Source organism: Kitasatospora sp. NPDC048298 (assembly GCF_043201465.1).
GTDB lineage: Bacteria > Actinomycetota > Actinomycetes > Streptomycetales > Streptomycetaceae > Kitasatospora.
Window position 1 is genome coordinate 70,307 of record NZ_JBICYZ010000010.1, and the last position, 12,613, is coordinate 82,919.

Annotated in this window: 9 protein-coding genes; 2 read left to right on the forward strand and 7 right to left on the reverse strand. The window is 74.2% G+C overall.

Annotated elements, in window-relative coordinates:
• Positions 1 to 298 precede the first annotated feature (298 nt).
• From ACGF0D_RS11220 to ACGF0D_RS11245, 6 genes are all read right to left on the reverse strand, one after another.
• Positions 299 to 1,255 carry a helix-turn-helix domain-containing protein gene (locus ACGF0D_RS11220; protein ID WP_392914858.1) on the reverse strand — a complete coding sequence of 319 codons (957 nt, stop codon included), beginning with the start codon at positions 1,253 to 1,255 and terminating at the stop codon, positions 299 to 301.
• 117 nt (positions 1,256 to 1,372) lie between these two features.
• Positions 1,373 to 2,125, reverse strand: a complete 753-nt coding sequence (locus ACGF0D_RS11225; protein WP_392914996.1) for a carbohydrate ABC transporter permease — start codon at positions 2,123 to 2,125, stop codon at positions 1,373 to 1,375.
• 65 nt (positions 2,126 to 2,190) lie between these two features.
• Complete coding sequence (locus tag ACGF0D_RS11230; protein WP_392914860.1) at positions 2,191 to 3,129, reverse strand: carbohydrate ABC transporter permease; 939 nt, start codon at positions 3,127 to 3,129, stop codon at positions 2,191 to 2,193.
• Entirely contained in the window at positions 3,101 to 4,372 is a 1,272-nt protein-coding gene (locus ACGF0D_RS11235) for an ABC transporter substrate-binding protein (RefSeq protein ID WP_392914863.1), read from the reverse strand. Before ACGF0D_RS11235 ends, ACGF0D_RS11230 begins: the two co-directional genes overlap by 29 nt.
• A gap of 165 nt (positions 4,373 to 4,537) precedes the next feature.
• A complete protein-coding gene (locus ACGF0D_RS11240) occupies positions 4,538 to 7,285 on the reverse strand; it encodes an AAA family ATPase (RefSeq protein WP_392914865.1) in 2,748 nt (915 codons plus the stop codon).
• A gap of 111 nt (positions 7,286 to 7,396) precedes the next feature.
• Positions 7,397 to 9,001: an MFS transporter gene (locus ACGF0D_RS11245; protein ID WP_392882086.1), complete on the reverse strand. Its 1,605-nt coding sequence runs from the start codon at positions 8,999 to 9,001 to the stop codon at positions 7,397 to 7,399.
• A 460-nt stretch (positions 9,002 to 9,461) separates the two neighbouring features.
• Here ACGF0D_RS11245 and ACGF0D_RS11250 point away from each other — a divergent pair, with 460 nt between their 5' ends.
• Positions 9,462 to 10,229 (forward strand): alpha/beta fold hydrolase, encoded by a 768-nt coding sequence (locus ACGF0D_RS11250; protein ID WP_392914868.1) that lies wholly within the window; start codon positions 9,462 to 9,464, stop codon positions 10,227 to 10,229.
• 206 nt (positions 10,230 to 10,435) lie between these two features.
• Positions 10,436 to 11,500: an alpha/beta hydrolase gene (locus ACGF0D_RS11255; RefSeq protein ID WP_392914871.1), complete on the forward strand. Its 1,065-nt coding sequence runs from the start codon at positions 10,436 to 10,438 to the stop codon at positions 11,498 to 11,500.
• A gap of 24 nt (positions 11,501 to 11,524) precedes the next feature.
• On the opposite strand, the gene ACGF0D_RS11260 is transcribed toward ACGF0D_RS11255, so the two are convergent.
• On the reverse strand, positions 11,525 to 12,526 hold the full coding sequence (locus tag ACGF0D_RS11260) for a S41 family peptidase (protein WP_392914873.1): 1,002 nt from the start codon (positions 12,524 to 12,526) through the stop codon (positions 11,525 to 11,527).
• Between the last annotated feature and the right edge of the window lie 87 nt (positions 12,527 to 12,613).

The following is a 12,613-nucleotide window of genomic DNA, read 5'->3' on the forward strand; positions in this document are numbered from 1 at the left end:
GCCGGTCGGGGCTCGCGCCACCCGCCGGGATTCGGCCTCCGTGGCACCGGCGCCGGATTTCCGCGGGAACACCGTGACGATCTCGTTCTGGGTCGATCTTCACCCGGGTACGGGGCGCGTCCGCTCATCGCGTGGAAAACGGCGCGATCATGCGCGTGACCGTGCTGGATCCCGCTGCTTTTATCACGTTTCACATACGAACTTTCCGCTGGTGGCGGTCCGTCGCGGAAATGTGGTTCGAATGGGAACGGTCCGGTCCGGCAATTCCTCGGACGTGTGTTCGGTGACCGCGGGGGCGTCAGCCCGTCGGCTTGCCGTCCGTCTGCCAGTCCCTCGGTGACATGCCGTAGGCCGTGCGGAAGGCGCGGCTGAAGTGGCTGGAGTTGGCGAAGCCCCAGCGCCGGGCGATGCCCGCCACGCCGAGCTCCGCGGCCATCGGGCGCAGCAGGTCCCGGCTGCAGCGCTTCAGCCGCTGGGTCCTGATCCACCCGCCGACCGTGAGGCCGTCCTGCTGGAACAGCTTGTGGAGGAAGCGCACCGACATGAAGTTCGCCTCCGCGATGGTGGACGGCGAGAGGTCCGGGTCGCGCAGGTTGCGCAGGATGTGGTCCTTGACCCGCTCCAGCGAGGCCGCGCTCTGCGAGTCCTGTGGCCGGGTGCGCCCGGCCCGGTCGTCGACGAGCAGGGCCAGCAGGTCGAGCGCCGTGGCGGCGGCGCGGCGCCCGAGGGCCTCGTCCAGCCCGGCCGCCTGGCGCGCCATCTGCCGGAGGTAGGTCGCCAGCAGCGCGGCGCTGCCCTCGGTGCCGCTGAACGCCGTCGCGGTGAGCGCCCGCAGGTCCTCCTCCCGCACGTGGAGTTCCGCGCGGGGGAAGTGGAAGGAGGTGAAGGTGAAGTCCTCGTCGATCCTCTTGCGGAACACCCGGGAGGTGTCGGTGAAGGAGAACTCGCCGGGCCGGATGAACGTCTCCCTGCCGTCCTGCTCCTTGAGCGAGGTGCCCCGCTCCTGAACGCTGAGGATGAGCGTCGGCGAGTCGTCGTCGGTGAGCAGGCGCCGGTTGCGGGTCAAGGTCTGGGGCCCCGCCTGGACCCTCGAGATCCGCATCGGGCCGAGCGGGCGGCCGGCGATCTCCCCGGGCGACGGCACCTCCTCCAGGAGGTCCACCTCCAGCGGCACGAAGGTGTGGCACATCGCGTCGTGCCACGCCTCCGCCCGGTCGGAGGCGGAGAGCGGTGCGGTGGAGAGAGACGCGGGCACCGGGTTCCTCTCAGCTCGGTCGCCCCGGTTCGGGGATTCCGGGACAGCCTGCCGGTCGGCCCGCGGCGGGGCATCGCGTGAACACGTGAGATCAGGGAGGAGCCGTCCTCACGTGCCTCACTTGAGGGCTCCGTCGGTCGCGGCGGTGGTGACGTGGCGCTGGGCGACGACCAGCAGGACGGCGGCGGGCACGGACGCCAGGACGGCGGTGGCCATGACGGCGTTCCACTGGGTGGTGTGGGCGCCGATGTACTGGTACACGCCCAGCGTGATCGGCCGGACCGTCTCCGTGGTGGTCAGGGTGAGGGCGAAGAGGAAGTCGCTCCAGGCGAAGAGGAAGGTGAACACCGCGGCCGTGACCAACGCGTTGGTGCTCAGCGGGAGCACCACGGAGCGGAGGATCCGCAGGCTGCCGGCGCCGTCCACGCGCGCGGCGTCGACGATCTCCCGGGGGATGGTCCGCATGGACGCCCGCAGGATGACGATCGCGAACGGGACTCCCGCGGTGGAGTCGGCGAGGACCAGCCCGAGGTGGGAGTTCAGGAGCCCCAGGTCGCTGTACGCGCCGTAGAGCGCGTCGGCCACGACGATGCCCGGCACCATCTGGGTGACCAGGACACCCAGCAGCACGAGGTCGGTCCCGCGTGGCCGCAGCCGCGTCAGCGCGTACGCCGCCGGGGCGGCGAGGGTGAGGCTGAACGCCGCGCTGCCGAGGGCCACGACCAGGCTGGTGACGAGGTTGCGCCCCTGGTCGCGCAGCGCGGTGGCGTAGCCGCCGAGGTCCGGGTGGAGCGGGAACCACCCTCCCCGCAGGGTGTTGCCCGCGGGCTGGAGGGAGGCGTTGACCATCCAGTAGACGGGGAACAGCATCAGCGCGAGCAGGGCGATCCCGACGACGGTGGAGAGCGGGCCGCGGCGGCGGCCGGACGCGCGTTTCACGGGCTCGCCTCCCAGGCGGCGCGGGCACGCCGGTCGGCGCGCAGGTAGGCGAGGGCGGACACCAGCGACAGGACGACGAGCAGATTGCCCATCGCGGCACCGCGCCCGAAGTCGTACTGCCGGAAGGACAGTTCGTAGGACTGGGTGGCGAGGGTCTCCGTGGCCTCGGCCGGCCCACCGCCCGTCACCACGAGGATGATGTCCAGCACCTTGAGCGTGTAGACCACGCCCAGCACCAGCACCACGCTGACCACGGGCCGCAGCAGCGGCCAGGTGATGTGGCGGAACGTCGCCAGGCGGCCGGCGCCGTCCAGCGCCGCCGCCTCGTACACCTGCGTGGGGATGTCCTGCAGACCGCCGTACAGGATCGCGGTGTTGAAGGGGATTCCGACCCAGATGTTGACGAGGACCACCGCCAGCAGCGCCTGCGAGGTGCCGGTGAGCCAGGGGACGCCGGAGGACGAGAGGTGGAGGCCGCGCAGTACCGCGTTGATCACCCCGCTGTCGGGGTCGAGCATCCACCGCCACGTCGTCCCGGAGACGACCAGCGGCAGCAGCCACGGCAGCAGCAGGAGCGAGCGCAGCAGGCCGCCCAGCGGGAAGCGCCGCCGGAAGAACAGGGCGAGGGCCAGACCGACGGCGAACTGCCCCAGGACCGAGCCGGCGGTGAACAGGACCGTGGTCAGGAGGGTCGTGGGGAACCGCTCCGAGGAGAGGACCGCCGCGTAGTTCCGCAGCCCCACGAACGGCGCCTCACCCGTGTAGAACGTCGTGACGGTGTGGTGCCGGAAGCTCGTCACGACGTTCTCGGCGAGCGGGTAGCCGAAGAACAGCAGCAGGTACGCCGCGGCCGGCGCGAGGAACATCCACCGCGCCGACCGCTTCCGGCGCCGCGGTGGGACCGGGTCAGTTCTCGGTCGCGAGCCGCTGCGCATGCCTGAGGGCTTCCTCCGGGGTCTGCTCGCCCGTCAGCGCGGACTGGATCGCGGTGTGGATCCCGGTCGCCGCCTGGGGCCACCTGACGCCGAGTTCGCCGGTACGGGCCCGCGCCGCCTCCACGCTCCCGACGAAGGCGGCCATCGACGGGGTCTGCTCGGCGTACTGGGCGGCCACCGCGGTGCGGGAGGGCACGGTGAAGTGCTGCCGGGCCGCGGTGAGCATGTTCGCCGGGCTGTTCAGACAGGCGAGGACCTGGGCGGCCTTCTCCTGCCGGGCCTTGGAGGGGCCCTTCGGGACCGTCCACACCTCGCCGCCGAGCGGGGTGACCGGGGTCTGCCCCAGCTGGGGCACGGGCACCGGGGCCACTCCCCAGTGCAGGTTCGCGTCCTGGTTCAGGGCCGGGATTCGCCACGGGCCGTTGATCATCATGGCGGTCCTCCCGGCGACGAACTGGTCGTGGACGTCGGCCTGCGTCCAGTTCAGCACGGACTTCGACATCGACCCGCTGTTCACCAGATCCACCCACAGCCGGAGCGCCTGCGCGGCCTGGGGGGTGTCCAGCTGCTTCTCGTCGCCGCCGTTGGACCACAGGAAGGGCAGGAACTGCCAGGTGCCCTCGAAGGTCGGGTTCGCGTCGACCGCCATGCCGTAGCGCCCGGGGCGGGTCAGCGCGGCGGCCGCCGCCTTCAGCTCGTCCCAGGTCCTCGGGACGGCGACACCGGCCTCGGCGAGCATGTCCTTGTTGTAGACCAGCGCGACCGTGCTGACGTTGGGGGCCAGCCCGTACACCGTGCCCTCGTAGGTGCCCGCGGACCGGATGCCCTCGGCGAAGCCGTCGGCGTCGATGCCGTACGCGTCCAGCGGGGTCAGCGCTCCGGTCCTGGCGATCTGCTGCAGATCGGGGTTGTCCAGCATCAGCAGGTCGGGAAGGGTCCGCGACGACGCCTGCTGGAGGACCTTCGGGATGAGGGACGCCCCGGGGACGCTGGTCTGCTCGACCTTCACACCGGCGCTCCGGCCGCACGCGTCGAGCATCTCGCCCCACTGGGCGTGCTCGGACTCGTCGGTGTAGTAGTCGAGCGCGGTGATGGAGGTGACCTCACCCCCGGCCGAACCGGGGCCGGAACCGTTGCCGGAGCCGGAGCCGCTGCCGCACCCGGTGGCGGCGAGCGCCAGGAGGAGGGTTCCGGTCAGGAGGGCGGCGGTACGCCGCGCCGGCGGGCTGGCCGGTGAGAACATGCTGGTGCCTTTGTCGAGTGACGGGGTGACCTGGTCGGTCGCCGGGAGGGACCGGACTGCAGGAGTGCCGTCAAAAGCGGTCCAGCCGGCCCCTTCCGTTCGAACGCCCATTAAACAGGTCGCCGTCGGCGGCATGATCGCCACCCTCCTCGACGGCCCTCCAGCTCAGCCCTCGGGCAGCGACGCGACCAGGTTGGCGAGCTGGACCCGGGAGCTGATCGACAGTTTCCGGAAGACGGCGGTCAGGTGGGTGTTGACCGTGTGCGGGGAGACGACGAGCGCCTCGGCGGCCGACCGGTTGGTGTGGCCCTGGGCGATGAGGTGCGCGACCTTCCGCTCCGAGGCCGTCAGAGCCCCCCACCCCTGGACGGGGCGCGGCGCGGCGGCCGCCTTCCGCAGGCCGGCCTCCGGTCCCTCCAGCGCGCGTCGCACCTCCTCGGCCGCGGCGTGGGCGCCCGACTCGGCGAAGGCGCCCCGGGCGTGGGCCAGCGCCGCCGTGGCGCGGTCCTTCCGCCCCGCTGCCAGGAGCGCCCGGCCGAGATCGGCGTACGCGGCGGCCCGGACCAGCCGGCGGGGGCTCTCCGCGAGCAGCTCCACGGCGTGTTCGAGTACGGCGGGGTCGTTCGCCACCAGCCCGCGGGCCTGGGCCGCGAGGCCGGTGGCGGTCGGCACCGACGGGTTGCGCCCGGCGTGGGCCTCGGCCTGCGCGGCCAGGTCCTCGGCGAGTTCGGGCGCCCCGCCGCGCAGGGCCATCCGGACCGCGGCGTCGACCCAGTCCCGCAGCAGCCGCCAGCGCATGAAGAACCCCTCCCGCTGGATCTGGCGGATCCGGTCGACGGCGAGCCCGAGGTCCCCGTCGGCCTCGGCGTGCACCGCCTCCAGGAAGCGCACCGCGGCCGTGTTTCCCGGGTTCGGCTTGACCGCCAGGCGTTCCCGCGCGGCGGCCAGGTGCTCCCGCGCCGCCTCCCGGTCGCCGCGCAGCAGGGCGAGCCGGGAGCGGATGACCCGGCCGTTCACCTGCTGGACGGGCACCCGCAGTTCGTCCTCCAGGCGCTCCATGGTCTCGAAGCCCGCCTCGGCGTCGTCGAGTCGGCCGAGCCCCAGGTCGTGCTGGCCGCGGGCCCACAGCAGCATGGCCTGACGCGTCGCCACGGCCTCGCCCGCCGGCCCCAGGAGCAGGCGTTCGGCCGCCGCGAAGTCGTCCGCGTGCAGGTGCGCGACGATCTCCTCGGGGAGGAAGCCGGAGTCGATGGCGCTCAGCGCGGCGAAGCGCTCCAGCCCGAGCGCCGTCTCACCGGCGTTCAGCGCGATCTCGCCGAGCCCGGACAGGGCCAGGACGTGGGCCTCCCGGTCACCGGCGGCGGTGGCGGCGCGCAGTGCGGCCTCGCCGGCCTCCCGCGCCGCGACGAGGTCGCGGCCCCGGGACAGGGCCAGCGCGCGCAGGGCGGCCAGCCGGGCACAGATCTCCGGGGCGGAGCCGCCGGTGGTGAGCGCGGCCTCGGCCCGGCGGCGCAACTCCTCGGCGAGGTCCAGGGACCACAGCGTCCCGCCGAGGGCGGCCTGGAGCCGGCCGAAGGTCGCCAGCGGCGGCCGCTCGGCCAGCAGCCGGTCGCCCGCCGACAGCGCCTCCCGGTTCCGGCCGGCCCGGGTCAGGGTGAGGATCGCCTGCTCGCCCACGGCGAACTTCAGCGGCCCCGGCGACGGCACCAGTTCGAGGGCACGCGTCATCAGGTCGGCCGCGAGGCCCGGCGTGACCGGCAGCACGTCCTCGGCCGCCCGCCGCAGCAGCGCCACGGCCTCCTCGTCCCCGGGTACGGCTCCCCGGAGGATGTGCGGCACCGCGTCGACCGGCCGCCCGCCGGCGGCAACCAGGTGGCGCGCGGCCTCGCGGTGCAGGGCCTTGCGGGCCGACGGCGGGACGTCGGCGTAGACCGCCTGGCGCAGCAGGTCGTGCCGGAACACCAGGTGGTCGCCGTCGTCGTCCAGGAGCCCGGCCCGTACGGCCTCCTCCAGTGCCGGGACCAGTGCGGCGGCCGACTGGCCGCAGAGCGCGGCGGCGTCCTGGAAGCCGAACCTGCGGCCCAGCACCGCCCCCATCCGGAGGAAGTGCAGCGTGTCGGGCCGCAGGGAACCGAGCCTGCCGCGCACGCCCGCCACGAGTCCGGAGGGCACGGCCTGCTCCGCGGCGTCGGCGGTCCGCAGCCCCGCCAGCAGCTCGACCGCCAGGAACGGGTTCCCGCCGGCGCTGCCGAGCAGGTCCCGTACAAAGGTGTCGGCCGCCGTTCCGAGGGCGTCGTCGGCCAGCTGGCCGATGGCCGCGCCGGACAGCGGGCCCAGGGCCACCGTGACCGTCGGAAGGTTGCCGGTCGCCGCCGCGACGACCTCCTCCGCCGGGCCGGCGGGCTCCTGTCGCGCGGTCAGCAGCCACAGCACCGGTGAGGTCCGCAGCCGGGTCGGGAGCTGCTGCAGGGCGAACCGGCTCAGCGCGTCGGCCCACTGCACGTCGTCCAGGCCGATCAGCACCGGCCCGCTGCCCGCCAGGGCCTCGACGGCCTCCGCCAGGCGCTCCACCAGCCAGATCCGCTGGTCGTGACGGCGGGCCAGATCGACGAAGGCGCCGTCGGACAACAGCGGCCGGTCGCCGTGCAGGAGACTGGCCGCCAGGGACGAGAGCGGCACGACGTGGTGCAGTTCCTCGGCCTTGCCCAGGCCGACCGCGAAACCCGCGGCCCCGGCCCGGGAGACGGCCTCGGCGAGCAGCGTGGTCTTGCCGATGCCGGGTTCCCCCTGGATCAGGGCCAGCCCTCCGCCCCCGGTGCGGGCCACCGAGGTGATCAGTGCCTGGAGCTCCTCGAGCTCGGCCTCCCGGCCGCGCAGTCCACTGCGGGACAGCGGACCGCCCGACCCTGCCATGTCCGCCCTCTCCCGTCGCACCCGTCCTGCTGCCGTTCGCAGCTTCCCGAGGGTACGCCGTTCGTGGCCGCCGCTTCGCGGGCCCGGGGCACCGCCGTCCGCGAAGGCCCGTCAGCGCGCCATGGTGGCGTGGGTGACGGTCGGCTCCCGGGTGAGCAGCGTGCGGGCTTCGGCCTCGAAGGCGCGGTCGGTGCCGGTGTAGCGCCCGTGGTGCTGGGCGCAGTGCTCCGACCACGACGTCACGGTGAACGTCTCGACGAACCGCTCCGGCCGGGCGGCGTCCCGGTACAGGCCCCAGGTGACCGCTCCGGTCCGGCGCCGGGAGGCCTCCACCTTCCGCATCGCCGCGGCGAAGGCCGGACGCCGCTCCGCCCGCACCTCGTACGTCACGGTCACCAGCACCGGCCCGTCCTGCGGCGCCGGCTCGACGGCCAGCCGGGGTTCGGGCCAGGCCTCCGAGAGCGTCGGGTCGTTCTGGCCGCCGAGCAGCGGCAGCAGCCGCAGCGTCAGCACCCCGCCGAGGAGGGTCACCGCCGCCAGGAGCATCGCCACCGACACGCCGGCGTGCTGCGCCACCTGCCCCCAGACCAGCGAGCCGAGGGCACTGCCGCCCTGGAAGACGAGCAGGTAGAAGGCGGAGGCGCGGGCCCGCACCCAGGCCGGCAGGGCGACCTGGAGGCTCGCGTTCAGGGTGGACAGCGCGGTGATCCACGCCGCTCCGGCCAGGACCAGGGCCAGGAAGGCCACCGGCACGCTGCCGCCGACGGCCAGGGCCACCAGCGCGCCCGCGAAGACGGCCCCGGCGAGCGCCAGCGAGCCGTTGCCGCCGATCCGTCGGGACACCGCCGGCAGCACCGCCGCTCCCGCGACCGCTCCCAGCCCGACGGCGCCCAGCAGCACGCCGTACCCGGCCGCACCGAGCCCGAGGGACTCGTGCGCGGACACCGGCAGCAGCGCCCACAGGGCGGAGGCGCCGGGCACGAACAGGGCGCTGCGCAGCAGGATCCGGCGGATCCGCGGTGCGCTGCGCACGTACCGGCCGCCGGCGCGCATGGCCGCCAGCAGGTGCTCGCGCTCCTGCCCCGGCCGCGGCGACCGCTCCTGGTCCCCGGGCCGCCAACCGGCCAGCACCACCAGGATCGCGAGGAAGGAGGCGGCGTTGACGGCGAAGGTCCAGCCGACCCCGAGGGCGGCGACGAGGATCCCGCCGAGGGCCGGGCCGACGGCGCGCGCCAGGTTCATGTTCACCGCCCCCAGGGCCGCGGCCTGGCGCAACTCCTCCCGGGGGACGAGCGAGGGCTGCACCGCCTGCCAGGCCGGGCCGTTGAGCGCGTTCCCGCAGCCCAGGAGGAAGGTGAGGGCCAGCAGCGTCCAGGGCCCGAGCACTCCCGCGAAGGCCAGCGCGGTCAGCACCGCGGCCACCAGCGCCATGGCGGCCTGCATCGCCAGCAGCAGGCGGCGCCGGTTCACGAGATCCGCGAGGACCCCGGCCGGCAGGGCGAGGAAGAGCACCGGCAGGCCCGCGGCGAGCTGGACCAGGGAGACCTGGCCCGCGCCGTGGCCGACCAGCAGCCACTGCGCCCCGACGGTCTGCATCCAGCTGCCCACGTTCGAGGTGAACTGGGCCAGCCAGAGGTCACGGAAGACCCGTCGGCGCAACGGCGACCAGGCCGAACCGCTCGCGGTGCCGTGTTGTCCGCCGTCGGTCCCGGTCATCGACGCACCACTCGCTCGTCCTCTCTCACACTGCCCACCGGACGCCCGACGACGCGACGGTACGGGGGAGTCGACGTCGTCGGGCGGCCCCAGGAGAGCCCCTCGCTCCCTGTCCCGGGAACGCTAGGCGGCCCGGCGCCGACGGACTTGCCCGTCAGCGCCCACCGCTGTGCGGATCCTGCACGCCTGCGGACGCACGGCCCCCGGAGCAGCGGGAACGTGCTTCGTGGGCACCCGTCCCGGTGGCCTTGCTACAGAGCGATGAAGCTTCGTCGGGCAATCCCTACGTCGGTCGGTGGTCACCCGGTCCGGTGCGCGGCGAGAATCGTCACGACGAGCCGCCGCCCATCTCCTCGGCGGGGCAGGCCCATGCCGCCCACGCCGACCGGCGAAACCCGGCCTGAACCCGCCCCCGCAGCCCTGTCGCGTCCGGCCGTCCGGCGCCAGTCGAAAGGTCGCCATGCCCTCCACCCGGCCCACCGTCGTGCTCGTCCACGGCGGTTGCTCCGACGCCAGTACCTGGTTCGGCGTCGTCGCCGAGCTCCACCGCCGCGGACTGACGGTCCTCGCCGTCGCGAACCCGTTGCGGGGCCTCGCCCATGACGCCGCCTACCTGGCCGACGTCGTCGCGGGCATCGACGGCCCCGTCGTCCTGGTCGGCCACTCCTACGGAGGCGCCGTGATCACCGAGGCCGGGGCCGCCCCCAACGTCCTCGCGCTGGTCTACGTGGCCGCCTACCTGCCCGACGTGGGGGAGAACTACTGCGCGCTCGCGCGCCGTTTCGCCCCCTCGCCGCTGATCTCCCGGCTGCGGCACACGGAGTTCACCGCCGGCGGCACCGAGCGGGCGACGGAGCTCTCGGTACCCGCGGACTGCTTCCGGCCGCTGGTCGCCGCCGACCTCGACGCGGAGCTGGCGCAGGTGCTGGCCGCGATCCAACGCCCCGTAGCCGACCGGGTGTTGATCGACGCGCCGACGGTGGCGGCCTGGCGCGCGAAGCCCTCGTGGGCCCTGGTGACGGGTGCCGACCGGGCGCTGCCGCCGGCCGTCCAGCGCTTCACGGCCGAGCGCGCCGGTGCCACCGTCCTCGAACTGCGCGACGCCTCCCACAGCGTGGCCGTCTCCCGGCCCACCGCGGTCGCGGAACTCATCCACGATGCCGGCAAAGCCGATCGTGTACAGTCGGCGGATCTCCCGATCGAGGAAACCGCACCCGATGGACATTGAGGCGCTCGTCGTGGGGGCGGTCGACGCGCCGCTCGCCCCGGCCGGAATCCGTGCACGATCAGACCAGCGGCGCCGGCGCCCCGGCAGTACGGTCGGTGGCGTGTCACCGGCTCGGGCGGACCGGCGTTCCGCTCGGCTCGGACCGAGTCCACGCCGGGGCGCGCAACGCCTTGCCGCGTCCCTTCGATCAGGTCAGGAGCGACGAGTTGTCCGAGCCCACCCCGCAGCCTGAGCGGCGCCCGGTGCTCGACCGGGCGCTCCAGGAGTTCCTGGACGCCGGGGCCGGCCGGTCCGCCACGGAGCTGCCGGACCTCTCCTTCCTCGCCTGTGACCTCGCGCCGGGTGCCGGGTCGGGCGGTTGGCCGGATGGCTGGCCGAGCGCTTGGTCGGACGAGTGGCCGGCCGACGGCGAGTTCGAGGACGAGGACGAGTTCGAGGACGACCCGTGGGGCATCGAGTCGGAGTGGCTCGCCCTGCCCTGTGAGTCCGCGGGGCGGGTGCACGTCCAGGTGACCAGACCCGTCGGCGCCGCCCGGCCCAGTCCGGTGGTGCTGTTCCTGCCCGGCCTGGGCTGGTCGCTCGGTGACGCCGACTGCTACGCCCGGCTGGTGCGGGAGTTCGCGCTGGGTGCGGACGCGGCCGTCGTGTACGTGGACTACGCCCGGGCCCCGGAGGCGCGCTACCCGGTGGCCGTCGAGCAGTGTTACGCGGTGGCCCGGTGGATCCACCAGCACGGTCATGAGATCGGGCTGGCGGGGGAGCGGATCGCCGTCGTCGGGGACTCGGCGGGGGCCAATCTGGCGGCGGCGCTGACGCTGCTGGCCCGGGAGCGCGGTGAACTTCCGCTGGTCCAGCAGGTGTTGCTGTACCCGGTGACCGACGCCGACTTCGACACCCCGTCCTACCGCCGGTTCGCCACCGGCTACTTCCTGCACCGTGAGCACATGCGCCGGTTCTGGGACGACTACCTGCCCGAGCGGGACCGGCGCTCGGAGGCGACGGCCGCGCCGCTGCGGGCGTCGCTGGAGCAACTCGCCGGGCTGCCGCCGGCCCTGGTGGTCACCGCGGAGGCCGACGTGCTGCGGGACGAGGGCGAGGCCTATGCGGCCAGGCTCCGCGCTGCCGGGGTGCCGGTGGTGGCCACGCGCTACCAGGGGGTGATGCACGGCTTCCTGCTCGTCGGCGGGATCCATCCCACGGGCACCACCCGGGCCGCGCTGATCCAGGTCGTGGACACCGTGCACATGGCGCTGCACCGCCGGCCCTGGTGAGGTGAGGGCCGGCGGCGCCGGGCGTCAGAGCCGGTCGTCCGACGGCGCGGGGCGGTCCTCGGCCCGGCCGCCCAGCGCCCGCCGGGCCTCCTCGGCGGACGGGGTGTCACCGCCGAGCCGGGCCACCTCGGCCAGCGCCGCGCGGTGGGCCACCTCGTGGGCCAGGGCCGGGTCCGTCGCGGTGTCCGGGATCACGCCGGTGCCCTCCCAGTTGCCGCCCGAGACCGGGTTGATCGAGCGGGCGGTCGGGATGGTGGCCTCCAGGTGGGGGTGGAGGGTGAAGCCCCGGCGGGGGTTGGCGCCGCCGCCGGACACCTCGCCGACCACCACGGCGCGGCCGCGCTGCTGGAGGTCGTACGCGAGTTCCTCGCCGCCCGAGAAGGTGGCCGCGCTGATCAGCACGTAGAGCGGCTTGCTGCCGCCGAACCGCGGGCCGGGGACCTGGGCGGGGCTCCAGAACTGCTGCTCGGCGTCCTCCTCGCGGTCGTAGAGGGTGTTGAGGTGCGTCGGCTCGTCGAAGAGGTGGCCGCAGATGTGGGCGGTCGTGTACGGGTGGCCGCCGACGCACTCGCGCAGGTCCAGGATCAGGGCCTCGGCCCGCGCGACCAGGGCGAGCGCGGCGTCCAGCGATCCGCCGGTCATGTCGAGCGGGAAGAGGATCGGCGCGAGCTTCAGCAGGGCGACCCCGCCCTCCAGGCGCTCGATCCGGGGCACGCCGCCGAGTGAGAGGTCGGCGGCCCTGGTCAGTTCGGCGAGGACGGCGCCGTCCTCCTTGTCCGCGGGGATCGGGTGGGGGTGGAACTTCAGCCGCAGGTGGCCGTCGGCGTTGACCGACCGGAGGTCCTCGGTGACCAGCCGGCCGAGCGTCTCGGGATCCTCGGCCCGGTGGTAGCGGCCCTGGGACAGCGCCTCGGCGAGGCGCCCGGCGATCCGCTCGCCGACCTCGGGGAAGACGTAGAGCTCGGTGGTGAGCCGGCGCACCTCGGTGACGATCCCGGTGATCTCGGCCGACTGAAGCCCCGCCATCTGTTGCCCCCCGCTGGTGATGATCGATCAGGTCGGCACGAGTAGAGCACGCGGCTTGCGAAAGCGTCAAGAAAATTGGACGCTTTA

Excerpts from the sequence above, each read along its gene's own strand:
- ACGF0D_RS11260 (WP_392914873.1), bottom strand. The coding sequence starts at position 12,526 with ATGGCGGGGCTTCAGTCGGCCGAGATCACCGGGATCGTCACCGAGGTG.
- ACGF0D_RS11225 (WP_392914996.1), bottom strand. The coding sequence starts at position 2,125 with ATGCTGTTCCCCGTCTACTGGATGGTCAACGCCTCCCTCCAGCCCGCG.
- ACGF0D_RS11230 (WP_392914860.1), bottom strand. The coding sequence starts at position 3,129 with ATGCGCAGCGGCTCGCGACCGAGAACTGACCCGGTCCCACCGCGGCGC.
- ACGF0D_RS11250 (WP_392914868.1), top strand. The coding sequence starts at position 9,462 with ATGCCCTCCACCCGGCCCACCGTCGTGCTCGTCCACGGCGGTTGCTCC.
- ACGF0D_RS11235 (WP_392914863.1), bottom strand. The coding sequence starts at position 4,372 with ATGTTCTCACCGGCCAGCCCGCCGGCGCGGCGTACCGCCGCCCTCCTG.
- ACGF0D_RS11245 (WP_392882086.1), bottom strand. The coding sequence starts at position 9,001 with ATGACCGGGACCGACGGCGGACAACACGGCACCGCGAGCGGTTCGGCC.
- ACGF0D_RS11240 (WP_392914865.1), bottom strand. The coding sequence starts at position 7,285 with ATGGCAGGGTCGGGCGGTCCGCTGTCCCGCAGTGGACTGCGCGGCCGG.